19 protein-coding genes are annotated in these 22,580 nt (G+C 60.8%); 13 read left to right on the forward strand and 6 right to left on the reverse strand.

Annotation, left to right across the window (positions count from 1 at the left end; all coding sequences use genetic code 11):
* A partial coding sequence (locus ACP7A2_RS26005) for a retention module-containing protein (RefSeq protein WP_426136651.1) occupies window positions 1-1,547 on the reverse strand: 1,547 nt, incomplete at its 3' end.
* A 336-nt stretch (window positions 1,548-1,883) separates the two neighbouring features.
* Between ACP7A2_RS26005 and ACP7A2_RS26010 the strand changes: the two genes are divergently transcribed.
* The 11 genes from ACP7A2_RS26010 to ACP7A2_RS26060 all read left to right on the forward strand — a co-directional run bounded on the left by ACP7A2_RS26010 (window position 1,884) and on the right by ACP7A2_RS26060 (window position 15,566).
* Window positions 1,884-3,242 (forward strand): TolC family outer membrane protein, encoded by a 1,359-nt coding sequence (locus ACP7A2_RS26010; protein ID WP_426136652.1) that lies wholly within the window; start codon window positions 1,884-1,886, stop codon window positions 3,240-3,242.
* A gap of 41 nt (window positions 3,243-3,283) precedes the next feature.
* Entirely contained in the window at window positions 3,284-5,440 is a 2,157-nt protein-coding gene (locus ACP7A2_RS26015; protein WP_426136653.1) for a type I secretion system permease/ATPase, read from the forward strand.
* Window positions 5,430-6,794, forward strand: a complete 1,365-nt coding sequence (locus tag ACP7A2_RS26020) for an HlyD family type I secretion periplasmic adaptor subunit (protein WP_348060629.1) — start codon at window positions 5,430-5,432, stop codon at window positions 6,792-6,794. The genes ACP7A2_RS26015 and ACP7A2_RS26020 overlap by 11 nt, the downstream gene beginning before the upstream one ends.
* A gap of 214 nt (window positions 6,795-7,008) precedes the next feature.
* Window positions 7,009-7,902 (forward strand): TauD/TfdA dioxygenase family protein, encoded by an 894-nt coding sequence (locus ACP7A2_RS26025; protein ID WP_426136655.1) that lies wholly within the window; start codon window positions 7,009-7,011, stop codon window positions 7,900-7,902.
* A gap of 22 nt (window positions 7,903-7,924) precedes the next feature.
* On the forward strand, window positions 7,925-8,776 hold the full coding sequence (locus ACP7A2_RS26030; RefSeq protein ID WP_426136656.1) for an ABC transporter ATP-binding protein: 852 nt from the start codon (window positions 7,925-7,927) through the stop codon (window positions 8,774-8,776).
* Window positions 8,777-8,785: 9 nt separating this feature from the next.
* A complete protein-coding gene (locus ACP7A2_RS26035; RefSeq protein ID WP_426136657.1) occupies window positions 8,786-9,634 on the forward strand; it encodes an ABC transporter permease in 849 nt (282 codons plus the stop codon).
* 65 nt (window positions 9,635-9,699) lie between these two features.
* On the forward strand, window positions 9,700-10,620 hold the full coding sequence (locus ACP7A2_RS26040) for a LysR family transcriptional regulator (protein ID WP_375068682.1): 921 nt from the start codon (window positions 9,700-9,702) through the stop codon (window positions 10,618-10,620).
* A gap of 222 nt (window positions 10,621-10,842) precedes the next feature.
* Entirely contained in the window at window positions 10,843-12,378 is a 1,536-nt protein-coding gene (locus ACP7A2_RS26045; RefSeq protein ID WP_426136659.1) for an MFS transporter, read from the forward strand.
* 15 nt (window positions 12,379-12,393) lie between these two features.
* Window positions 12,394-13,452 carry an HlyD family secretion protein gene (locus tag ACP7A2_RS26050; RefSeq protein ID WP_426136660.1) on the forward strand — a complete coding sequence of 353 codons (1,059 nt, stop codon included), beginning with the start codon at window positions 12,394-12,396 and terminating at the stop codon, window positions 13,450-13,452.
* Complete coding sequence (locus tag ACP7A2_RS26055) at window positions 13,449-14,894, forward strand: efflux transporter outer membrane subunit (protein WP_426136661.1); 1,446 nt, start codon at window positions 13,449-13,451, stop codon at window positions 14,892-14,894. The genes ACP7A2_RS26050 and ACP7A2_RS26055 overlap by 4 nt, the downstream gene beginning before the upstream one ends.
* Before the next feature lie 102 nt (window positions 14,895-14,996).
* Window positions 14,997-15,566: a hypothetical protein gene (locus ACP7A2_RS26060; protein ID WP_426136662.1), complete on the forward strand. Its 570-nt coding sequence runs from the start codon at window positions 14,997-14,999 to the stop codon at window positions 15,564-15,566.
* Window positions 15,567-15,615: 49 nt separating this feature from the next.
* Here the strand turns inward: ACP7A2_RS26060 and ACP7A2_RS26065 are convergent, their stop codons facing one another.
* From ACP7A2_RS26065 to ACP7A2_RS26085, 5 genes are all read right to left on the reverse strand, one after another.
* Window positions 15,616-16,287 (reverse strand): protein phosphatase 2C family protein, encoded by a 672-nt coding sequence (locus ACP7A2_RS26065; RefSeq protein ID WP_426136663.1) that lies wholly within the window; start codon window positions 16,285-16,287, stop codon window positions 15,616-15,618.
* Window positions 16,284-16,958 carry a hypothetical protein gene (locus tag ACP7A2_RS26070; RefSeq protein WP_426136668.1) on the reverse strand — a complete coding sequence of 225 codons (675 nt, stop codon included), beginning with the start codon at window positions 16,956-16,958 and terminating at the stop codon, window positions 16,284-16,286. Before ACP7A2_RS26070 ends, ACP7A2_RS26065 begins: the two co-directional genes overlap by 4 nt.
* 26 nt (window positions 16,959-16,984) lie before the next feature.
* Window positions 16,985-17,614, reverse strand: coding sequence for a hypothetical protein (locus tag ACP7A2_RS26075; RefSeq protein WP_426136669.1), 630 nt, complete (start codon window positions 17,612-17,614; stop codon window positions 16,985-16,987).
* A 69-nt stretch (window positions 17,615-17,683) separates the two neighbouring features.
* Window positions 17,684-18,388 carry a DUF3142 domain-containing protein gene (locus tag ACP7A2_RS26080; protein WP_426136664.1) on the reverse strand — a complete coding sequence of 235 codons (705 nt, stop codon included), beginning with the start codon at window positions 18,386-18,388 and terminating at the stop codon, window positions 17,684-17,686.
* Window positions 18,385-20,550 carry an outer membrane assembly lipoprotein YfiO gene (locus ACP7A2_RS26085; RefSeq protein WP_426136665.1) on the reverse strand — a complete coding sequence of 722 codons (2,166 nt, stop codon included), beginning with the start codon at window positions 20,548-20,550 and terminating at the stop codon, window positions 18,385-18,387. The genes ACP7A2_RS26080 and ACP7A2_RS26085 overlap by 4 nt, the downstream gene beginning before the upstream one ends.
* 194 nt (window positions 20,551-20,744) lie before the next feature.
* Between ACP7A2_RS26085 and ACP7A2_RS26090 the strand changes: the two genes are divergently transcribed.
* Both ACP7A2_RS26090 and ACP7A2_RS26095 read left to right on the forward strand, forming a co-directional pair.
* A complete protein-coding gene (locus ACP7A2_RS26090; RefSeq protein ID WP_426136666.1) occupies window positions 20,745-22,355 on the forward strand; it encodes a glycosyltransferase family 39 protein in 1,611 nt (536 codons plus the stop codon).
* A complete protein-coding gene (locus tag ACP7A2_RS26095) occupies window positions 22,282-22,500 on the forward strand; it encodes a DUF2789 family protein (protein WP_426136667.1) in 219 nt (72 codons plus the stop codon). The genes ACP7A2_RS26090 and ACP7A2_RS26095 overlap by 74 nt, the downstream gene beginning before the upstream one ends.
* Window positions 22,501-22,580: the final 80 nt, after the last annotated feature.

The raw sequence follows: 22,580 nt of genomic DNA on the forward strand, positions 1-22,580 counted from the left end.
GTAATCACCGAGCCATTGCTCAAGGTGACATTCACAGGGGTCTGCGCTGGGTTGGTCAAGGTCGCGGTATAGGTGATCTGACCGCCTTCGGTCACCGTGTCGCCAGCCGTCAGCGTGACGGTAGTGGTATCAACCGAATCCGTAATCGTAGTGACCGCAGGCGTAGTGCTCGGCACCAGGTTTTCAAAATTACCGCCAGTAGCGCCGGTAATCGTGGTGCTGACAGTCGAACCATTGTTGTAAACGTCATTCGCCGGGGTATCGACGACGACGGTGCCAGTCGATTCGCCGGCTTTGATGGTAATCACCGAGCCATTGCTCAAAGTGACATTCACCGGCGTCTGCGCTGGGTTGGTCAGCGTAGCGGTGTAAGTAATCTGCCCACCTTCAGTCACGGTCCCGCCAGCCGTCAGCATGACAGTGGTGGTGTCGACCGAATCAACAATCGTGGTAACCGCAGGCGCCGTGCCCGGCACCAGGTTTTCAAAGTTGCCGCCAGTAGCGCCGGTAATGGTGGTGCTCACAGTCGAGCCATTGTTGTAAACGTCGTTAGCCGGAGTATCCACAACTACCGTGCCGACCGACTCACCCGCCTTGATGGTAATCACCGAGCCATTGCTCAAAGTGACATTCACCGGCGTCTGCGCTGGATTGGTCAGCGTGGCGGTGTAAGTAATCTGCCCACCTTCAGTCACGGTCCCGCCAGCCGTCAGCGTGACAGTCGTGGTGTCGAGGGTATCGGTGACTTGGGTAACAGCCGGTGCCGGGTTAGTGGTCAGCACCAGGTTATTGCCGCCGGCGGTGCCGGTGACGTTGACGCTGATTTGGTTCGCGTCGATGTACGGGCTGTCATTCGGTGCCAGCGTTACGTTGGCGGTGCCGGTCAATTGGCCGGCGGGGATGGTGATCACCGCGCCGTTGGACAGGGTGATGCTCAAGTCGCTGCTCGGCGCCTGGGTCACAGTGGCGGTGTAGGTCAGCACGCCGCCGGCTTCGGTGATGGTCGGGGTCGCGCCCAGGGTCAGGGTGGAAGCCTGCAACGCCAGGTTGCCGTTGTCGGTGGTGCTTTGGGCGCCAGCGAGCTGGGTTTGCGTTGCGTTGGTCTGGCCGATTGGGGCGGTCGGGAAGCCGATCGTCGGGTCGACACGGCCAGCGGTGGCGTCCAGCACGACAAAGCTGTGGCCGCCGCCCGCTGCGCCGTTACCGGCAGCGGTTGGGCCCGCGGCGGTGGCTTCCAGGTCAGTGGTCGGGTCGGCACCCGCGGCGATGGCTTGCTGCAACTCGGCAACCGACGGTGCGGCTTGCTCGGTGGCTGCGGCCAGGTCGACGGTGGAGTCGGGCGCATCAGCGCTCCACTGGGTATCGCGACCCAGGTCCAGCGTGCGGCCGTCGGCCAGCTCCAGGCTCACAGAGCCCGACATGCCGGTGTCGACCTGGTCGCCCGCGAACAGGCGATCGCCTTCAATAAGGAGGCGGCGCGTTCCTTCCGGAGAAATCACGAAAACTTGACCAACAATGCTTTTGACGATGGCAACAACACTGCTCATTAAAGATTTCTCCGGCGTTCCGTTCTGATGATTTCTATGTGGCCGCTCGGGGGAGGGCCAGACAGGAAGGGGCGTAGTCTGTGAAGATATTGGCGTCAAATTATTGGCTAGAATTTTTCGCTATCTAGTTTATGCCAAACTATTGACCTTATGGCCGCCATCCTAAACAATCGGCCCCGTAATGTCACATTGATATTTATGCGGCGAACCGTCCTACATGTGTGAAGCAGTTCCGCTTTTTGAACTTTCCGACGTACGGTCATTACGGTAGCCATTTTCCGACGCAGCCACGTTAATTGCTGTGATTTGCGACAAGTAGTACTGGGGAATTTTTACATGCGTCTGCATCTGTTCAAGGCAATACCGTTCGTCCTCGCCGCCAGCTTCGTACAAGCCCAGACATTGCCCCAGGCCATGCAGCAGGCACTCGATGTGCACCCCGAAATTCAAGCCGGTGTAAACAGCCGTATCGCCGCCGATTACCAATTGCGCGCCGCCCAAGGTGGTTATCTGCCTCGGGTTGACCTGGCCGCCGGTTATGGCCGTGAAGGCACCGATGATGCCAACACCCGCGCCGCCGCCGGCGCGAATGGCAACCAGTGGGATACGCACAACCGCGGCGAGTCCAGCCTGCGCCTGCAACAGATGATTTTTGACGGTTTTGCTACCTCCAGCGAAGTCGGGCGTCAACAAGCCAACGTCAACTCCCGCGCCTACTCCCTGCTGGGCACTTCCGAGCGCACCGGGTTGACCGTCGCCCAGGTGTACCTGGATGTGCTGACCCGCCGTGAATTCGTGCGCCTGGCTGAAGAAAACCTGCGCAACCACGAACGCATCTACGACCAGATCAAGCTGCGCACCCAGCGCGGTGTCGGCAACGGTGCCGACCAGGATCAAGCCGAAGCGCGTCTGGCCCAGGCCCGCAATAACCTGATCACCGAGCAGACCAACCTGGCCGACTCCCAGGTCAATTACCTCAGCGCCGTCGGCCAGATGCCCGACCAGCTCGAGCGCCCGGCCCCGTTCATGGCCATGCTGCCGGCTGACTTCAACGAAGCGCGCCGCCAAATGCTCGACAACAGCCCGGTGCTGCGCTCGGCCGAGTCGGACATCTCCGCCGCCGAGAGCCAATACGACGCCGCCAAGTCGACCTTCTACCCGCGTTTTGATGCAGAGCTGGGCACCAATGCCGACAATAACGTCGGTGGCGATGCCGGCCACAACAACGGTTGGGAAGCCATGGTGCGTATGCGCTTCAACCTGTTTGCCGGTGGCAGCAACAAGGCCGATTTGCAGTCCAAGTCGTACCAGGCAAGCCAGGCGCTGGACATCCGCAACAACGCCCTGCGCCAACTCAATGAAGAACTCGGTTTGGCCTGGAACGCCCTGAACAACGCCAACGCGCAGTTGCCGGTCGCCCAGGAATACGTGAACCACAGCACCCGCGTGCGCACGTCCTACCAACAGCAGTTCGGCCTTGGTCAACGTACCCTGCTCGATTTGCTCGACAGCGAGAACGAATTGTTCACCGCTTCCCGTCGCCTGGAAGAGATCAAGAACATTCAGTTATTTACTCAATATCGAATCAAGGCGACCATGGGCGAATTGCTCAAAAGCCAGGGCGTCGTCGCACCCATGGCCTCCGTCGTGCAGAACGACGTGAAGCCTAAAGTCCAACTGCCCGGGATGAATTGAGCCACCCCCATAGCCCCAGCTGTTAGTCGAGAGTGCACCGCGTGGAATCCGAAGTCAGTCGAGTTCATCTCAGTCATGATCCACGCACGCTGCACGACGACCCGTTACTCGACGGGTTACTTGCGCTCTGTGCCCTGCATCAAAAACCGGCCAGCGCCGCCATGCTCACCACCGGCCTGCCGCTGCCTTCGCAGCGGCTGAGTGCCGACCTGCTGGCGCGTGCCGCCGCGCGTGCCGGGCTGCAGGGGCGGTTGCTGCAACGCAAGCTCGAACAGATTCCCACCATTGCTTTGCCCGCGCTCCTGCTGCTCAAAGATGGGCGCAGCACCGTGCTGGTGGGATGGCAAGGCGAAGACCAAGCGCGCGTCCTGCTCAGCGAAAGCGACGGCGGTGAAGTGCTGATCAAACGTGAGCTGTTGGCCGATGACTACATCGGCAAGGTTTTCTTCGCCCAGCCGCAGCATAAATTCGACGTCAACCATGGCAGCCTGATTCCCCGGGCGCGTTCGTGGTTTCGCGATACGCTCAAGCGCTCGCGCTGGCTCTACACCGACGCCATCGCCGCCAGCTTCCTGATCAACATCATCGCCATGGCTGCGCCGCTGTTCGTGATGAACGTGTACGACCGCGTCGTGCCAAACCAGGCCACGGCTACCCTGTGGGTGCTGGCAGTAGGCATCTGTGGCGCGTACCTGTTCGACCTGATCCTCAAAAGCTTGCGCAGCCTGTGCCTCGACCTGGCCGGTAAAAAGACCGACCTGATCATCTCGGCCACGCTGTTTGAGCGCATCGTCGGCATGTCCATGAAGTACCGCCCGGCGCGGGTCGGCAGCTTCGCCCAGAACATCCACGAGTTTCAGAGCCTGCGCGATTTCCTCGCGTCGCTGACCCTCACCAGCCTGATCGACCTGCCGTTCACCCTGCTGATTTTCCTGGTGATCGCCATCCTCGGCGGGCACTTGGTGTGGGTGCCGGTGCTGGCCTTCCCGCTGGCCCTGGGCATTGGCTACGCGCTGCAAAAACCGCTGGTAGCCACCATGGAACGCACCATGGCCCTGGCTGCCGAGCGCCAGTCGAGCCTGATCGAAACCCTCGCCGGGCTGGATGCGGTCAAGGTCAACAATGCCGAGAGCGAGCGCCAGTATGGTTGGGAGCAAACCATTGGCACCCTGAGCCGGCTTGAGTTGCGCGTGAAGTTGCTGTCGGGCCTGTCGATGAACATGACCCTGCTCATCCAGCAACTTGCCGGCGTGATCATGATCGTGTTCGGCGTGTACCAGATCATCGATGGCAACCTCAGCATGGGTGGCCTGATTGCCTGCTACATGCTCAGTGGCCGCGCGTTGAGCCCACTGGCGTCGCTGTCGGGCCTGCTCACCCGTTACCAGCAAGCCAAGGTCACCATGACCTCGGTGGACCAGATGATGGAGCTGCCGCAGGAGCGCAATTTCGACGAGCGCCCCATGAGCCGCCGCACCCTGCAAGGTGCGATTGAATGCCGGGGCCTGAACTTCACCTACCCGAACCAGCAGAACGCCGCGCTGAAAAACATCAATCTGGTGATCAAACCAGGTGAAAAAATCGGCATCATCGGTCGCAGCGGCTCGGGTAAAAGCTCCCTCGCCAAACTGATCGTCGGCCTCTATCAGCCCGACTCCGGTGCCTTGCTGGTGGACGGCGTGGACGTGCGCCAGATCGACGTCAGCGAGTTGCGCCACAACATCGGCTACGTCGCCCAGGACATCCAGTTGCTCGCCGGTACCCTGCGCGACAATCTGGTCTCCGGTGCGCGTTATGTAGAAGATGAAATGGTCCTGCAGGCCGCCGAACTGGCTGGCGTGCACGAATTCGCCCGCCTGCACCCCCAAGGGTATGAACTGCAAGTCGGCGAGCGTGGGCAGAACCTGTCCGGCGGCCAGCGCCAGAACGTCGCCCTGGCCCGTGCCCTGTTGCTCAACCCGCCCATCCTGCTGCTGGACGAACCCACCAGCGCCATGGACAACACCGGTGAAGAACGCTTGAAACAACGCCTGCAAGCCGTGGTGCAAAACAAGACCGTGGTACTGGTCACTCACCGTGCCTCACTGCTCTCCCTGGTGGATCGTCTGCTGGTGGTCGACCGTGGCCAGATCCTCGCGGACGGCCCCAAAGCCGTGGTTATGGAAGCGTTGAAAAAGGGGCAGATCAGTGTTGCTTAACTCCATCAAGAGCGCGATCGGCCGTTACTTCAAAGGCTCCGATTCGCTGCAGGGCCAGCCCCTGCCCGAGGTCAACAAAGCGCTGATCGAAGATGCGCCGCGAGTGATCCGCCTGACCATCTGGGCAATCATCGCGTTCTTCCTGTTTCTGGTGACGTGGGCGGGCTTTTCCAGCATCGACGAAGTCACCCGTGGCGACGGCAAGGCGATTCCGTCGTCCAAGCTGCAGAAAATCCAGAACCTGGAAGGCGGTATCGTTTCCGAGTTGTACGTCAAGGAAGGCCAGATCGTCGAAGCCGGGGCGCCGTTGATTCGCCTCGATGACACGCGCTTCGTCTCCAACGCCGGTGAAACCGAAGCCCTGCGCCTGGCCATGCAACTGCGGGTCGAACGCCTGAGTGCGCAGGTGGATGACCGCCCGCTGAACATCCCCGACGACGTGCTGAAAGCGGCGCCGAGCCAGGCCGCCAACGAACGCTCGCTTTATGAAAGCCGCCGCCAGCAGTTGAAGGACGAAGTTGGCGGCTTGCAGGAGCAACTGGTGCAGCGCCAACAGGAACTGCGCGAGTTCAGCTCCAAGCAAAGCCAGTACCGCAGCCAGTTGGCCCTGCAACGCCAGGAAATCAACATGTCCGAGCCGCTGGTGGCCCAGGGCGCGGTATCGCCGGTTGAAGTGCTGCGCCTCAAGCGCGCCGAGATGGAAACCCGCGGTCAGCTGGACGCCACCACCCTGGCGATTCCCCGCGCCGACTCGGCGATCAAGGAAGTACAGCGCAAAATCGACGAAACCCGTGGCAAATTCCGCAGCGAAGCGCTGACCCAGCTCAACGAAGCCCGCACCGAATTGAACAAGGCCGAATCCACCGGCCGTGCTCTTGAAGACCGCGTCAGCCGAACCCTCGTCACCTCGCCGGTGCGCGGGATCGTCAAGCAACTGTTGGTCAATACCGTCGGCGGCGTGATCCAGCCGGGCAGCGACATGGTCGAAATCGTGCCACTCAACGACACCCTGCTGGTGGAAGCCAAGATCCGCCCGCAAGACATCGCCTTCCTGCACCCGGGGCAAGAAGCGATCGTCAAATTCACCGCCTATGACTACACCATCTACGGCGGCCTGAAGGCCAAGCTCGAACGCATCGGTGCTGACACCATCACCGATGAAGACAAGAAAACCACCTACTACATGATCACCTTGCGCACGGACCGCAGCCACTTGGGCACCGATGAGAAGCCGTTGCTGATCATTCCGGGCATGGTCGCGTCGGTGGATATCATTACCGGCAAGAAGAGCATCCTGAGCTACCTGCTCAAACCGATCATCAAGGCGCGGGCCGAGGCGTTGCACGAGCGGTAATCTTCGCTGCCTGTACGGGCCTCATCGCAGGCAAGCCAGCTCCCACATTTGAACGTGTTCACAATCAAAAATGTGGGAGCTGGCTTGCCTGCGATAGCGCCATCAGCCTCACCTCGAATCCCAACCCTAATGCATATCGATATTCACTAACGGTATTTAAGCGCCCGTTCTTATATCTATAAAGTCATTCCCCTGTCCGACCGGGAGTGACCTCATGTCCGCCACCTCTACTGTTCCAACAGCGACCGCAACCCCCCAAACCTTCGAGGTTCGCCCACTCCCCGGCAGTGTCGGCGCCGAAGTCATCGGCCTGGACCTCTCCCGCCCGGTCAGCGACGACGACTTCGCGCGCATTCATCGCGCGCACCTGGACCACCACGTCGTGGTATTCCGCGACCAGCGAATTACCCCCGAACAACAAATTGCCTTCAGCCGCCGATTCGGCGTGCTGCAAATCCACGTGCTCAAACAGTTCCTGCTGGCCAACCACCCGGAAATCCTGATCGTCTCCAACATCATCGAAAACGGCCAATCCATTGGCCTGGGTGACGCCGGCAAATTCTGGCACTCCGACCTGTCTTACAAAGAACTGCCAAGTCTGGGCTCGATGCTGCATGCCCAGGAGCTGCCTTCTGAAGGTGGTGACACCCTGTTCGCCGACATGCACAAAGCCTGGGACCAACTCCCCGAGCACCTGCGCAACGCCGTCGAAGGCCGCAGCGCCGCGCATTCCTACACGGCGCGCTACAGCGAGACCAAATTCGAAGGCAACTGGCGGCCCACGCTCACGCCTGAACAACTGGCCCAGGTCGCCGAGGTGGTGCACCCGATTGTGCGCACACACCCGGAAAACGGCCGCAAAGCCCTGTTCGTCAGCGAAGGCTTCACCACCCGCATCGTCGGCCTGCCCGACGACGAAAGCCGCGACCTGCTGGCCCAGCTCTACGCCCACAGCGTGTTGCCGCACAACATCTATCGTCATCAGTGGCAGCCCCACGACCTGGTGTTCTGGGACAACCGCTCGCTGATCCACCTGGCCGCCGGTTGCCCGAGCCATCTGCGCCGCAAGCTGTTTCGCACCACCATCCAGGGCGATGCGCCTTTCTGATTTCCCGGCACGAGAAGATGAAATGAACGCGCCCCTGCAAGGCCACGTGGCCAGCAACCTCAATACCGTCGGCCCGTTGCTGGCGGTGGATAACGTCAGCCTTGAATACCGCACACCCGAGCGCGTGGTGCGGGCCACCCACCAAGTCAGCTTCGAGATCGACCCCGCCGACCGTTACGTGCTGCTCGGCCCTTCGGGTTGCGGCAAATCCACGCTGCTCAAGTCCATTGCCGGGTTTATCAAACCCTGCGAAGGCGAGATCCGCTTGTTGGGGCAAAAAGTCGAACAGCCCGGCCCGGACCGGATTGTGGTGTTTCAGGAATTCGACCAGTTGCCGCCGTGGAAAACCGTCAAACAAAACGTGATGTTCCCGCTGCTGGCATCGAAAACCCTCAAGCGCCGCGAAGCCGAAGAACGCGCGCTGCACTACCTAGACAAAGTGGGCCTGAGCGCGTTCGCCGACGCTTACCCGCACACCTTGTCCGGCGGCATGAAAGCCCGCGTCGCTATCGCTCGCGCCTTGGCCATGCAGCCAAAAATCCTGCTGATGGACGAACCCTTCGCCGCCCTCGATGCGTTGACCCGACGCAAGATGCAGGAAGAGTTGCTGCTGCTCTGGGAAGAGGTGCGATTCACCCTGTTATTCGTTACCCACTCCATCGAAGAGGCGCTGGTGGTGGGCAATCGCATCCTGTTGCTCTCGCCGCACCCTGGGCGCGTGCGTGCAGAAATCCACAGCCATCAATACGACCTGCATAGCCTCGGCGGTGTGGAGTTCCAGGCGTCGGCGCGGCGCATTCATCGGCTGCTGTTCGATGAAGCGCCCGAGGCCGAACGAGAGCTGGGTTTTGCCGATATCCGCATTGCTTACTGAGGGCCACCCATGCGCCAGGAATACGAAATTACCCTAGAGCCACTGGTCAGCGTGCCGGTGGAGCGCGAGTTGCCGCTGCGCCAACGCCTGTGGCAACAAGGCTGGCTGCGCAAGGGCCTGATCCTGATCGTGCTCGCTGTCCTGTGGGAAGCCGTCGCGCGGTATCAGAACAACGACCTGCTGCTGCCAAGCTTCTTGCAGACGGCCCAGGCGCTGTTCGACGGCTTGCTCAGCGGCGAATTGCTCAGCAAGGTCAGCATCTCGCTGGCGGTGTTGATCAAGGGCTACCTGATCGGCATCGTGTTGGCGTTTGCGCTGACCACATTGGCGGTCTCGACCCAGCTTGGCCGCGACCTGCTCAGCACGCTGACCTCAATGTTCAACCCGTTGCCGGCCATTGCGCTGCTGCCGCTGGCCCTGCTGTGGTTTGGCCTGGGCCAGAACAGCCTGATCTTTGTGCTGGTGCATTCGGTGTTATGGGCCTTGGCCCTGAACACCTATTCGGGGTTCCTCGGCGTGTCCGAAACCCTGCGCATGGCGGGCCGCAACTATGGCCTCAAGGGCATGCGTTTTGTGCTGTTCATCCTGATTCCCGCGGCGCTGCCGTCGATTCTCGCCGGCCTGAAAATCGGCTGGGCATTCGCCTGGCGCACACTGATCGCCGCCGAACTGGTGTTCGGCGCCACCAGCGGCAAAGGCGGGCTGGGCTGGTACATCTTCCAGAACCGCAACGAGCTGTACACCGACAAAGTCTTTGCCGGGCTGGCCGTGGTGATCCTCATCGGCCTGCTCGTGGAAAACCTGGTGTTCGACACCTTCGAACGGCTTACCGTCAAACGCTGGGGCATGCAGCGCTGAACCGCCGGTTTTAATCCTGCTACGATTGCACGCAATTCACTCTCCACCGACCACGAGTGCTTGGCATGCAACTACCGGACATGAACCTGCTGGTCGCCCTCGACGCCTTGCTCGACGAGGGCAGTGTGGTCGGCGCCGCGCGGCGGATGAATTTGAGCCCCGCTGCCATGAGCCGCACCCTCACGCGCATTCGCGAGGCGGTGGGCGATCCGATCCTGGTGCGCGCCGGTCGCGGCCTGGTGCCGACGCCCAAGGCCCTGGAGTTGCAGGGCCAGGTGCGCAACGTGGTAGAGCAGGCGGCGTTGCTGTTTCGCTCCGCCGATCAAGTGGACCTGAGCACCTTGCGCCGTCGCTTCAGTGTGCGGGCCAATGACTTCTTTATCGGCGTGTACGGTGGCCGCCTGTTCGACACCATGGAGCGCATGGCCCCGCAGTGCGAGCTGTGTTTTGTACCTGAGGCCGACACCGACGACGATGCGCTGCGCGAAGGTCGTTTGGACTTGCGCGTCAGCAATTCCCGGCCTCCCAGCCCCGAAGTGAAAGTGCAAAACCTGTTCTCCACCACCTTCGTCGGCCTTGCGCGTAAAGATCACCCGCTGTTCGATGGAGAGATCACCGCCGCGCGTTTCGCCGGCTATTCCCACATCAGCATCTCGCGACGCGGCATCGCCCGTGGGCCGATCGACACCGCGCTGAATGCCCTGGGCCTGGAGCGTCGCGTGGCCATGATCGCTCCGGGTTTTCACGGCGCGATGTTCATGCTGCCCGACTCGGACCTGCTGCTGCCGGTGCCCAAGGAAGCGCTGCTGAGCGCCAATCGCCTGAATCTGCCGTTGCGCGCTTTCCAGCTACCGATCTCGCTGCCGACGCTGGTATTGGCCCAGTCCTGGCACCCGCGTTTCGACAAAGACCCCGCCCACAAATGGCTGCGCGAAACCATGCGCGAAAGCTGCCACGCCACCTGGCTCGAAGCCCAGCCCACCTGACCTGAACTCATTCAATGTGGGAGCTGGCTTGCCTGCGATAGCTTCACCTCGGTCTGCCTGATAAACCGAGGCGTCTGCATCGCGGGCAAGCCCGGCTCCCACGGGTTAGGCAATGCCCGACAATTGCGTCTGGCGCACTTATAAGCTTCCGACAAGTAACTTTTTGTCATGGGTATGTCTGATTAAACTGCTCGGGTATTTCTAAACCCGAGCTACCTGTTCATGACTTCCCTCGCTGCCCCCGCCCTTCAGGCCGCAGCCAAACCCACTGCCCTGAGCCCGCCTGTGTTTGATCTGCGGATCATCATCGGTCTGGTCGGCGTATTGCTGGCCGTACTGGTGTCCGGTCTCAACGAGACGGTCACCAAAGTCGCCCTCGCCGATATTCGCGGTGCGCTCTACATCGGCTTTGACGAAGGCACCTGGCTGGTCGCCGCTTATACCGCCACCTCGGTCGCGGCCATGGCCTTTGCGCCCTGGTGTTCGGTGACGTTTTCGCTGCGCCGCTTCACGCTGTGCGCCATCGGTTTGTTCACCGTGCTGGGCATCCTGTGCCCGTTTGCGCCGAACTATGAAAGCCTGCTGGTGCTGCGCACCGTGCAAGGCCTGGCCGGTGGCGCGTTGCCGCCGATGCTGATGACGGTGGCGCTGCGTTTCCTGCCGGCCAACGTCAAGCTGTATGGCTTGGCTGGCTACGCGCTCACCGCCACGTTCGGCCCGAGCCTGGGCACGCCGCTGGCGGCGCTGTGGACCGAATACGTCGGCTGGCAATGGGCGTTTTGGCAGATTGTCGCGCCGTGCCTGCTGGCCATGGCCGCCGTGGCGTATGGCTTGCCGCAAGACCCCGTGCGGCTGGAGCGTTTCAAACAATTCAACTGGCGCGGCCTGCTGCTGGGCTTTCCGGCGATCTGCATGCTGGTGATCGGCCTGTTGCAGGGCAATCGCCTGAACTGGTTCGAGTCCGGCTTGATCACCTTCCTGCTCAGTGGCGGCACGCTGCTGCTGGTGCTGTTTCTGGTCAATGAATGGTCGCAGCCGATTCCGTTTTTCAAGCTGCAGATGCTCGGCCTGCGCAACCTGGCGTTTGCCCTGATTGTGCTGGCGGGCGTGCTGATGGTGCTGACCTCGGTGATCCTCATTCCGTCGAGTTTTCTCGCCCAGGTTCAAGGTTATCGACCGCTGCAAACCGCGCCGGTGATGCTGCTGATGGCGCTGCCGCAATTGATCGCACTGCCTCTGGTGGCGGCGCTGTGCAACCTGCGCTGGGTTGATTGCCGATGGGTGCTGGGCATCGGCCTGAGCATGTTGGTGCTGTGTTGCGTGGGCAGTTCGCAGCTGACGTCGGAATGGATTCGCGACGATTTCTACGGCCTGTACCTGCTGCAAATATTCGGTCAGCCCATGTCCGTGTTGCCGCTGTTGATGTTGTCCACCGGCAGCATCCAGCCGATGGATGGGCCGTTCGCCTCGGCGTGGTTCAACACCATCAAGGGCCTCGCCGCCGTGATCGCCACCGCTGTGCTCGACACACTGACCACCCAGCGCCTGCACTTTCACTCGACGATGCTGGTGGACAGCCTGGGTAACTCGCCCCTGGCCGACGGCGACGCACCGGGCCTGGCGCACCGCCTGCACGAGCAGGCCGTGGTGCTGACCTCTTCGGACCTTTATTACGTCATGGCCGCCGTCGCGGTGGCGTTGATTCTGCTGATTTTCTGGATGCCGACGCGGATTTTTCCACCGCGTGCACCGACCTAGCCAAAAGGATTTCTCATGAAACGCAAAGACAAAATCGCCGTCTCCGTCATCGCCGTGTTTGCCGTCGGCGTGCTGGTGTACCTGGTCGCGCCGGGCCTGTTGGGCAGCAAACGTCAGACCACCAACGATGCCTTCGTCGCTGCCGACTTTACCCTGGTGGCGCCGCGCGTGGCCGGTTTCATCAAGGAAGTGCTGGTGGAAGACAACCAGCGTGTCAAAGCCGGCCAACTGTTGGCGCTGATCGACGACCGCGATTTTCGCGCCGCCGCCCAGGCGGCCGACGCCGACATGTTGGTCGCTCAAGCCCAACTGAAAAACGCCACCGCGACCCTGGAACGCCAAAGCTCGGTGATCGCCCAGGCCCAGGCCACCGTGGCGGCAGATCGCGCCGAAGTGGCGTTTGCCGAACATGAACTGAACCGCTACAACCACCTCGCCGGCGTCGGCGCGGGCACCGTGCAAAACGCTCAGCAAGCCAAAACCCGCATCGACCAAGCCACCGCGCGCCTGGCGAATGCCACCGCAGTGCTGGCCGCCGAGCGCAAGCAGGTGGAGATCCTCACCGCGCAGCGCGATGCCGCTGAAGGTGGGCTCAAACGTGCCCAGGCCGCGCTGGAAATGGCCAGCTATCAGCTGTCGTACACGCGCATCGTTGCGCCGGTGGACGGCATGGTTGGCGAGCGCGCAGTTCGCGTGGGCGCCTACGTGACGCCGGGCAGCAAGATCCTTGCGGTGGTGCCACTGGCCGAGGCCTTTGTGGTGGCCAACTTCCAGGAAACACAGCTCTCGCACATGCACGCCGGTCAAGCTGTGCAGGTGCGCGTCGACAGCCTCGATGGCGAGTTGCTTAACGGTCACCTGGAAAGCCTGGCACCGGCCACGGGCGTGACCTTCGCGTCGGTCAAACCCGACAACGCCACCGGCAACTTCACCAAGGTGGTGCAGCGCATTCCGGTGAAGATTGTGCTGGAGCCGAACCAGCCGCTGACCGAACGCCTGCGCGTTGGCATGTCGGTGGAAGCCAGCGTCGATACCCAGCCGGTCGTGCAACAACGTGAGGTGGCCCAGCAATGAGACGCCTCTTCTGGCTCAGCGTGAGCCTTGTCAGCCTCAGTGCCTGCACCGTCGGCCCGGATTTCCAGAAACCCCAGGGCCCGCACGTTACCCAGTGGGCCGAGCCCCAGGGCCGTCAAGCCGCCAGCCGCGCCGTCACTGACCCCTTGCAGGAGCGCTGGTGGGACGTGTTCCACGACGAACAACTCTCGGCCCTCACGCGCCGAGCGCTCACCGATAACCTCGACCTGAAACTGGCGAGCAGCCGCCTGCAACAAAGCCGCGCCGTGCGCCAGGTGACCACCGCCGAGCGCTACCCCAACGTCAACGCCACCGGCGATTACTTGCGCCAGCGCAACAGCGCCAAAGGCTTGAGCGACCCGTCCAACAACAACGGCCAGTCCGCCTATAACCAATGGGACATGGGTTTCTCCGCCGCCTGGGAGCTGGACTTCTGGGGCCGCGTCAAACGCGAAACCGAAGCCGCCGACGCCACCCTGCAAGTCGCCGAAAACGACCGTCGCGCCGTGTTGCTGGCGGTGCTCGCCGAGACGGCACAGGACTACATCCAACTGCGCGGCGTGCAAAATACCCGCGCCGTCACCGAGCAAAACCTCGACGTCGCGCGCCACAGCCTCAAGCTCTCGCAACTGCGCCTGGCCGACGGCGTGGCAACGGATTTGGACGTGGCCGAAGCCGCCGCTCAAGTGGCGGCCATCGAAGCGCGCCTGCCGGAGTTGCAACAACGTCAGGACCAGTTGATCAACGCCCTGAGCCTATTGATGGGCGAGCCGCCGCAAGCGCTGCACGCGCAACTGTCCAAGGACGCCGCTGTGCCGCAAACCCAGCGTCAGGTCGCGATTGGCCTGCCGTCCGAACTCGCCGAGCGCCGCCCCGATATCCGCCAGGCCGAAGCACGCCTGCACGCAGCCACCGCCAACATCGGCGTGGCCAAGGGCGACTTCTACCCGCGCATTACCTTGTCGGGCAGCCTCGGCTCCCAAGCCCTGCAACTGTCGGATTTCGGCTCCTGGGGCTCCCGCGCGTTCGCCTTCGGCCCGCAATTCAGCCTGCCGCTGTTCAATGGCGGGCGCCTGCAAGGCATGTTGAATCTGCGCGAAGCCCAGCAACAGGAAGCCGCGTTGGCGTATCAGCAAACCGTGCTGCGCGCCTGGCATGAAATCGACGACCAGCTGACCCGCTACAACGCCAGCCAACTGCGCCGCGACAGCCTCGCCGAAGCCGTGCGCCAGAACCAGATCGCCCTGACCACTGCGCAGCATCAGTACGTCGAAGGCGTAGTGGATTTCGTCAACGTCCTAACCGTACAAAGCGCGTTGCTGGCGACGCAAGAGCAATGGGTGGAAAGCTCTACCGGCGTGTCGTTGGCCATGGTGGGGTTGTACAAGGCATTGGGTGGGGGCTGGGAGTCGGTGTATCCGCTGCAAACTGTTCAGCGTTGATTTGAAACGTTTTGATGTAGGAGTTCTCTTGATTTTGACATAGGTGAAAATGCCGGGAATTTGAGGGTTAGTCTTTCAGGTTAATCCTCAAGAGCCTTCCCTATGACTGTTTCTGAAAACCCCTACGCGACACCGCAGGCTGACTTAAACCCGCCAGTAGATAGTCCTGCCACTTTTTTTGTCGTAGCACCGCGCAAATTTGTGGTGATGGTGTTGTTGTCCCAGGGCTTCTACGGGTTTTACTGGTTGTACAAACACTGGAGCATCTATCGTGCCGCAACCGGCGCCCGAGTGTTGCCGCTGGTTCGGGCATTTTTCTCGTTTTTTTTCGTTTACGCGCTTGTGATGAGAATCAAGCGTGCGCTTGATTTGAAAGAGCCGCCTTATCGGTGGCTGCCGCGTTGTTATGCACTGGGCTGGATAACCACCGCCTTTTTACCCTTCACCTATATTTGGTTTGTTTCGCCTTTTACCGCATTGAAGCTGGGCTTCTGCTTCGCCATTGTCCAGGTCTCAATGGGCGCGCAGATTCAGCGAGCGGTAAATCACTTGGAAAATGATCCCCAAGGCAAAGCTAACTGCCGTATTACTTGGGCTAATGGAATCTGGATCGCCATCGGCGTTAGTTTCTGGGTGATTGGAATAACCTCTGCGCTCAAATCCCCCATATAGGGTTTCTCGTTGGCGACTACTGACTACTCCTATCGCCGGCTGAACGGGCTCAGCTCTGAAACAACATAAAGGTCACGTCGTCTTCCGCAGCGTAGGCGTCGAGGCTACCTGTGGTAATGGCCGCTAGTTGGCGTTCAGGCGAGAGTTCAGCCCAGAACCCGTCTGTTGCCAAAATCCATGTTGTGTCCGGGGCTATCAGCAACGTTTGTACACACGGCTCATGGTGCCTTCGACGGCTCATGCAGTTGAGCAGTTTTTTACGGGTTGGGTTGTTCGCGATGAGCGCGTGGCTTAGATCGCCTTTCCAGTTTGGACCGCAGTGAGGTGGCGTCAGCCAGGTTGGGCGTTGGCCCTTTTTCATATATCCCAGGCAGCAGTCTCCGGCGTGAATGGAAATTGCTGTTTGGCCAATAACCAGTAACACAAGGTAACTGGTGGAGGCGATAGGGAAGTCAGGGCACAAATTTGAATGCACTTCATCGAGCCAACTCAGCGTCAACTTTAATGCCTTATCGGGGCAAGATACTTCGACGGGGATTGCTCGAGAAAAGGACCCAAGTATATGTTGGGTCATGGCCTTCGCCAACTCACCACTCCCGGGCTTGGAGGACCCGTCGGCAATAACATAAAGGCTTGTATCAGCATTGTGCGCTGAGCCGCTGGCATCGCGGTTTTCTGTTGAGTGGGATCCTTTGCGACTGAGACTTAAACGAATGATCAAGCGTGCGCTCCGAACCCGACCAAGGCATTGAGGCGCTCGTAAATCAGTGTTTCTCGATCAGCATCTTGAGCAGTGCTTTGAATCACATCCTCAAAGGCTTTCAGCTTTAGCAGCCCTGAGAGTTGATCGCTCACGAAGCGTCGCAGATCGGCGGGTGCTTCTTTCACTTCCGCGGTTAACTCTTCCCGGCCATCCAATAGGGCAATGATGTCTTCAATGTCATTGGACATCAGCACATCACCCTGTCCACGCCCTTGGTAAGCCTGAAGCTTTGCGGCGAGGAACCACGGTGCAGCAAATACCTTGATAGGCATTCCGTTGGGGAGTACGTAGGCAGTGGCATTTTTCAGCCCGCCAATAAACCAGGTATTGGTAAAGCCCAATACTTTCTCATCGGTCGGCATGAAATCGACTTTCAAGGCGCCTAGCCGTAAACGGCAAGTAACCGAATCCTGACCGGTATTCTTGAAACCTCGGGACTTCAGGCTTTCTTCCAGCCGATACCAGTCAGCGGTACCCGTCAGATGGATGACAAGATCCACATCATCCGTACCGCGAATTGACTCCAGGGTGTATTCGTCGGTGATGAGCAAAACGGTGGTGCATCCGCCGACAAAAGCGACTTGCTCACGCAAGTCCTTACCCAATGCCTCGGCAACCGCTTCGAGCATTTGCAGCATCATTGCGCGGTTGGACGTCACAGAATCCACTCCCGCAGCATCGCGTCGGCGACTTTGGCTTCGCGTGGGCCGCCAATGCGGATGGCGTCCACAAGGGCCAGGAAATGGTAAAGACGTTCGTCTTTTTTTACGGCGCCAGGAACTGTTTTGTACAACGGTGTGATTTCCTGGCCTTTGTTTTTTCCGTATGCGTCAGGCCAGACCGGAATGAGATCGCCGCCACTGATCACTTTGCCCGCGAGAACAGGTGCGGCAAATGCGGTAGGAATGCCACGCACCACTGGCCCGGGCTTTGCGGGAAAGACGTAACGAATGCCGTATCGGACGAAGTCCAGAAGTGCATCGCTTCTGACAGTGGGTTGACCACTCACGCGGTCATTATGAATGAGGCCGATATCTCGACATCGATTCAATGAGTTCGATACCTCACTTTTGCTCAAGGCCAGCGAAGCTGAAAGGGCACGGACGGAATAGCTTTCACTGTTGGGCATGATGGGGTCTTCATCAACAGTGTCTTCCCAGCCTTTCCAGTCCTGGGGCTGGCTAAGATTGGCCTCCTCGGTATCTCTTTGGTTTGCCCGCTCCTCTCTTGCTTGAAGGTCCAGGCTAATTAATTTGAATAAAATTACGATGTCCTGACTTTTCATATTGGCCTGTGAGTAGTGTCCACCGTCCATGGACCGTGGACACTTTCTTGCATAGAGTTGGCACGAATGTCAACGATTCTGCAAAAACACCACATACCCCCGAAACCACTCATTCCCCTTCAAATACCCCGGCGCTTCCCACTCTCCGCCCTGAATCAAGCCCACTTTGAACGGCAGCCCCAGCCGGTTCATCCGGGGCAAATACGCCGCGTAATCCGGGATGCTGTGGCGGCCCTGATACGTCTGCACCACCACTTCATCCACCACGCCTTTGAGCTGCGCGATGGCGGCCGGGTCGGCGTTGCTGCTCCAGTCCATCAGGCCGGTGATGCTCAGGCGCAGGTCGGCGGGCAGGCGTTTGCGCAGGTCCCGCAGGAAGTCGGCGTATTCGTGCAGGTATTGGGTGCGGGCGTCGAAGTCGATCTGGATGCCGACCACCGGGTTGCCCGCGTCGCGCCAGCGTTGCACCTGGCCGAGCAGTTGGGTGTAGACCTGTTCGGGCCAGTGCAGGGTGTGCGCGCGGTAGACCACCCAGATGTCGCCGCGTGTGAAGCGCGGCACGCTCATGCCTTGGGCGATCAGTTGCACGCCGCGCTGGGGCGCACGGCGGGTGGAGTTGATCTGGCCCTGGAGGATGTACAGGGTTTTTGCCTGCTTGAGTACCGGCTGGGGCGTGACGCCGCTCCACAGCCAGAAGGCGTCATAGTCGCGGGCGTCGACGGCGCCGAAGGCCGGGCTTGCCAGCAACAGCACGCCGAGCCACAGGTGCTTCACCAGTAGTACTGCAGCGATTTGCCCCACTGGGTGTCAGCAAAGCCGGTTTTCAGTTGGCGGAACCAGGCTTTGCGCACCGCCGGTTCAACGTCAACCCCGCCACAGCTGTTATAGCCGGACGGTGAGTAGCAGTTGATGGCGCGAAACAGTGCATAGGCCTTGTCGTTCTTCGGCGCCTTGGTGTTGGCGATCACCTGCTTGTAGCCGTCGAGCCGCGAGAAGGTTTCGCCCGGAAACTGCGATGCGGTGCTGCCAAGGCTGCCGGCCGCGCGCGCTTGCTCAAGCGGCATGCCATCCAGGCCATTGCGCAGGATGAACTCGCCAAAGCAGTTCAGGGCTTGCGGGTTTTTCGCGTCGCTTTGCAGGGTGGCGGCGGTTTGCGCGATGCTCGGGCAGGCGTAGCCAGACTCGGCTTTGTCACCGTTCCACTGGAACAGTTTCAAGCTCTGGCCGGAGGTGTAGACGTAACCCAGGCTGGTGCCCAGCTTGTCTTCAGGCACCGCGGCGGGCAGTTGCTTGAGGTCGTCGGCGAAGGTGGCGAACTGGCCGCGCAGCAGGTCTTTGTAGAGCAGCACGAATTGCGCGGTCTGGCGTTCCACGGGGTCGCTGGCTTTGGCGATCTGCTGGCGCAGCAAGTCGGGCCCGGCGACGTTGCGCAGCAGGATGTAACGCACCTGCCTGGCCGTTATCGGCGAGTCGGCGGCGAACACCTGTGCCAACTGGCCGCTGCGCTCATAGTTCATCGCCAGGGCCAACTCCAGCTGGTCGCGTTGCAGCGGCAATGTGGCCAGGGGCAGCAATTGCAGCCACAGGTCTTGCGCGCCTTTCCAGTTTTGTTTGGCTTCCAGGGCGAGGGCGCGCAGGGTTTGTTGGCTGAAGGCGAAGTAGTTCAGGCTCGACGGCACGCTTTGCGGCAAGTGCTTCAAGGCTGCATCCGGTTCGTGCTCGGTGTACAGCGCGCTCACGGCGAGCAGGTAATCGTAGAGTTCCGGCTCGCCTGCGAACGCGGCTTTCTGCTTTTCCAGATCGCTGCGGGCGAGGGCAGGCTGGCCGCCGCCGCGCATCACCATCAGGTCGCTGACAAACTGGATCATCGGCGTCTTGACGGTTTCGCTGTTGACCATCAGGAGCTTGAGGTCGGTTTCTTCCACCAGGTCATCCACGCTCACGTTGCGCTGTGCGTCGGTCGCCTGGGTCAACTGCCAGGCGTACGCCTCGGCGAGTTTGCCATTGTCGTTTTGCAACCAATACACGCGCCGCAACAGGCCGCGCGCGGAGGCCGCGTATTCGCCCTGTGGATAAGTCTTCAGGTAAGTGTCGAAGCCGCGACCGGCATCGGCCAGCGCAGACTTATCCACACGCTCAGGCTGCGGCACGCCTTCGTCGTCGTAGACATTGTCCTGGGCCAGGTTCAGCGCGTTGCGCGCGGTCATGTACAGCGCGGCCTCTTTCAGCCACGGCGACGTCGCGTTTTGCGTGGCGACGAAACCCGTGCCGGCGTCGGCAAAACGCCCGGTATAGAAATCGGCGGCGGCTTGCAGGTAAGTGCGAAACAGTTGGCCTTCGGGCGACTGGATAGCGTCAGGTGGCTCCACGACCGGGCCGACCCACTCACAGCCCGTGAGCAATTGAAGGCGCGCCTTCACCAACAGGTCGCGCTCGGCCGTCGGCAGGTTGGCGTTAATCACCTGGCCGATGTACGCGTTGGCGCTGGCATCGTCGTTGCTGCGGCAGCGGCTGCCTTCGCCAGTGAGGAAGGCATCGCCGGCGGCTTTTTTATCATCGCGCTTGATGCCCAGCGGTTCGATCAGCGCATCCAGCGTGAGCCCCTTTGGATCGTCCGAGGTGCTGACGGCTGCAGCTTCGTCGCGCGGGACGAGGCGGTACACCGCAAACGGCACCGGGCCGAACCCCTGGGACACGTCATCTTCGCTCAGGGCATTGGGGGTCAGCGGCGCGTTCTTTTTGTCGGCCAGCAGCAGGCGCAGGTTGACCCGGCTGTCGTTGCCGGGGCTCAGAAACGGCAGGTTGCTGCACGGGTCCAGCGTGTCCCGCGACACGCGCCAGTCGGGGTAGCACGAGTCGTCTGAACTGGCCTGGGCCTGCAGGGAGATTCCGGCCAGCAGCGCCAGTGTCAGGGGTGACAAAAAGCCAATGCGCATGACGTTTCCTTGATCCTTAATCCTTTGAGGGGGGCAATAATAGCGTGATCTCACAAATGCTTCGGAGAAGGACCACACAAATCGTTGATTTGTCCGATTCCAGCAGCGATTTAAGGGTTTTTGTCCTAGAGTGGCGGTCATTCATGCATGGGGCCTTGTTTGCCGGCCAAAAAGGTAATGGTAGGGGAGTCGAGGTGCGACGGTCTGTGGTAGAGCAAGATGAAAAGGTGGCGGGATTGCCCGCATTTGATCGCGTCGCCAATAGCTGGGATGCAGCCGGCTGGATGAGCCGTTTGTGGTGGGTGCCAATCCTGGCACTGGCCGCCGCCCTGCGTTTTTACAACCTGACGGCCGCAGCGATCTGGGGTGACGAAGGCTCCAGCCTGCTGCTCAGCGAATACGCAGCGGATGATTTGTGGTTTCACGCGGCCCACGATGTGCACCCCCCGTTGTACTTTTTCATGCTGCGTGGCTGGATCGAGCTGTTCGGCGACAGCATCTGGTCGATTCGCAGCATGAGTGCCATTCCCGGCGCGATCGTCGTGGGCCTGGGCGTCTGGCTGACGCGGCAACTGTCCACCCGGCGTGCCGCCGTGTTGGCGGGGATCCTGCTGGCGCTGCTGCCCACGGCGGTGCGCTACAGCCAGGAAGTGCGCATGTATTCGCTGCTGGGCGTGTGGCTGCTCGCCGCCACGCTGGCGCTGGTGTATTGGGTGCGAAGGCCCGAACGCACGCGTTACCTGGCCGCGTATGTCGTGCTGATGAGTGCCGGTTTCTATACCCATTACTTCACTGCACTGTGTGTGCTGGTGCACTGGGCCTATCTGATCGTGTTGGGTTCAACTCAGGCGCCCGGCAAACGTTCGGTTACGCGCCCGGCGTGGTGGGCCGCGAACCTGGCGATCGTGTTGGTCTACCTGCCCTGGCTACCCAACCTGCTGGACCTGGTTCGGCATGTCGACCAGCTCAAGGTGGGCGGTGACATCGGCTGGGAAGACCCGGTCAGCCTGTATTCCGTGCCGTCGATGATCTGGCAATTCGTGCTGCAAGATGAAGGCATTGGCTTCTGGCCGCCGCTGTTCTGGTTATTTCCGCTGCTGCTGATCGCGGTGGTCGGCATCACCGCCTGGCAGGACCGCGAACGCTACCGCTCGGCGAGCCTGCTGGCGCTGTTTTTCCTGCTGCCGCTGTTGCTGGTGTACGCGGTATCGTTCATCTCCCCGGTGTTTATTGAGCGTTACCTGACGGTGTACGCCCTGGGTTTGCCGATCCTGTTGGCGTTGGCCATAGATCGCCTGCCGGCACGCCTGTCATGGCTCGGTGTCGCGTTGTTCGTAGTGTTTGTGGGTGTGGAGTTGGTGGGGCTCAAGAACAACTTTGCCGTCGATGAACAGGACCAGTTCAACGTGCCTGTGGAGTTCGTCAATCGCAACTACCAGGAAGACGACCGCATCGTCCTGAGCGACATGATGTGGTACCTCAGCTACGTATATTACGACCAGACCGACGCCCAATTGCAGCTCTACACACCGCCCAAACCCGACGGCACGCCAACGCGTCCGAACGCCTACGGCTTTGGCACACTGGTGGACCAGGATGGTGGGCGCATCTATCTCGACCGCCTGTCAGCGCTGCCGGCGGATACCCACCGCGTGTGGTTGATCAGCAGCAACGAAGCGCCGGATGATTTTGCACCACTGCCCGAAGGCTGGCGCGAACTCAGTCGCCAGGATGGCGGTGGCGCCAGGGCGCGACTGTTCGCGCTGTGCAACGGGCCGCAGCCGCGACCTGAAGGTTGTCGCTAGACCCAGTCAACCGGAGCGGCATCTGGCGGACGCGTTTTTCTGGAACGACAGCCAAAAGGCGTTTTTACGTGACGGCGTGTACGAGGATGCGGATTGTGCGGTAGGGGCCTTAATGAGTGATGCCAAAGCGCACAACAATTCTTAATGCCAGTTGTGTTCCAATGTGGGAGCTGGCTTGCCTGCGATGGCGGCGTGTCAGTCGAAATAGATGTCGACTGACACGCC

This window comes from Pseudomonas sp. PWP3-1b2 (assembly GCF_049896045.1).
In the GTDB taxonomy this organism is placed as follows: Bacteria; Pseudomonadota; Gammaproteobacteria; order Pseudomonadales; family Pseudomonadaceae; genus Aquipseudomonas; species Aquipseudomonas antarctica_B.

Bases quoted from the DNA above. Each gene is read 5' to 3' on its own strand.
- ACP7A2_RS26040 (WP_375068682.1), top strand. From the start codon at position 9,700: ATGCAACTACCGGACATGAACCTGCTGGTCGCCCTCGACGCCTTGCTC.
- ACP7A2_RS26025 (WP_426136655.1), top strand. From the start codon at position 7,009: ATGTCCGCCACCTCTACTGTTCCAACAGCGACCGCAACCCCCCAAACC.
- ACP7A2_RS26050 (WP_426136660.1), top strand. From the start codon at position 12,394: ATGAAACGCAAAGACAAAATCGCCGTCTCCGTCATCGCCGTGTTTGCC.
- ACP7A2_RS26030 (WP_426136656.1), top strand. From the start codon at position 7,925: ATGAACGCGCCCCTGCAAGGCCACGTGGCCAGCAACCTCAATACCGTC.
- ACP7A2_RS26010 (WP_426136652.1), top strand. From the start codon at position 1,884: ATGCGTCTGCATCTGTTCAAGGCAATACCGTTCGTCCTCGCCGCCAGC.
- ACP7A2_RS26085 (WP_426136665.1), bottom strand. From the start codon at position 20,550: ATGCGCATTGGCTTTTTGTCACCCCTGACACTGGCGCTGCTGGCCGGA.
- ACP7A2_RS26045 (WP_426136659.1), top strand. From the start codon at position 10,843: ATGACTTCCCTCGCTGCCCCCGCCCTTCAGGCCGCAGCCAAACCCACT.
- ACP7A2_RS26070 (WP_426136668.1), bottom strand. From the start codon at position 16,958: ATGCTCGAAGCGGTTGCCGAGGCATTGGGTAAGGACTTGCGTGAGCAA.
- ACP7A2_RS26075 (WP_426136669.1), bottom strand. From the start codon at position 17,614: ATGAAAAGTCAGGACATCGTAATTTTATTCAAATTAATTAGCCTGGAC.
- ACP7A2_RS26060 (WP_426136662.1), top strand. From the start codon at position 14,997: ATGACTGTTTCTGAAAACCCCTACGCGACACCGCAGGCTGACTTAAAC.
- ACP7A2_RS26055 (WP_426136661.1), top strand. From the start codon at position 13,449: ATGAGACGCCTCTTCTGGCTCAGCGTGAGCCTTGTCAGCCTCAGTGCC.
- ACP7A2_RS26035 (WP_426136657.1), top strand. From the start codon at position 8,786: ATGCGCCAGGAATACGAAATTACCCTAGAGCCACTGGTCAGCGTGCCG.
- ACP7A2_RS26095 (WP_426136667.1), top strand. From the start codon at position 22,282: ATGGCGGTGGCGCCAGGGCGCGACTGTTCGCGCTGTGCAACGGGCCGC.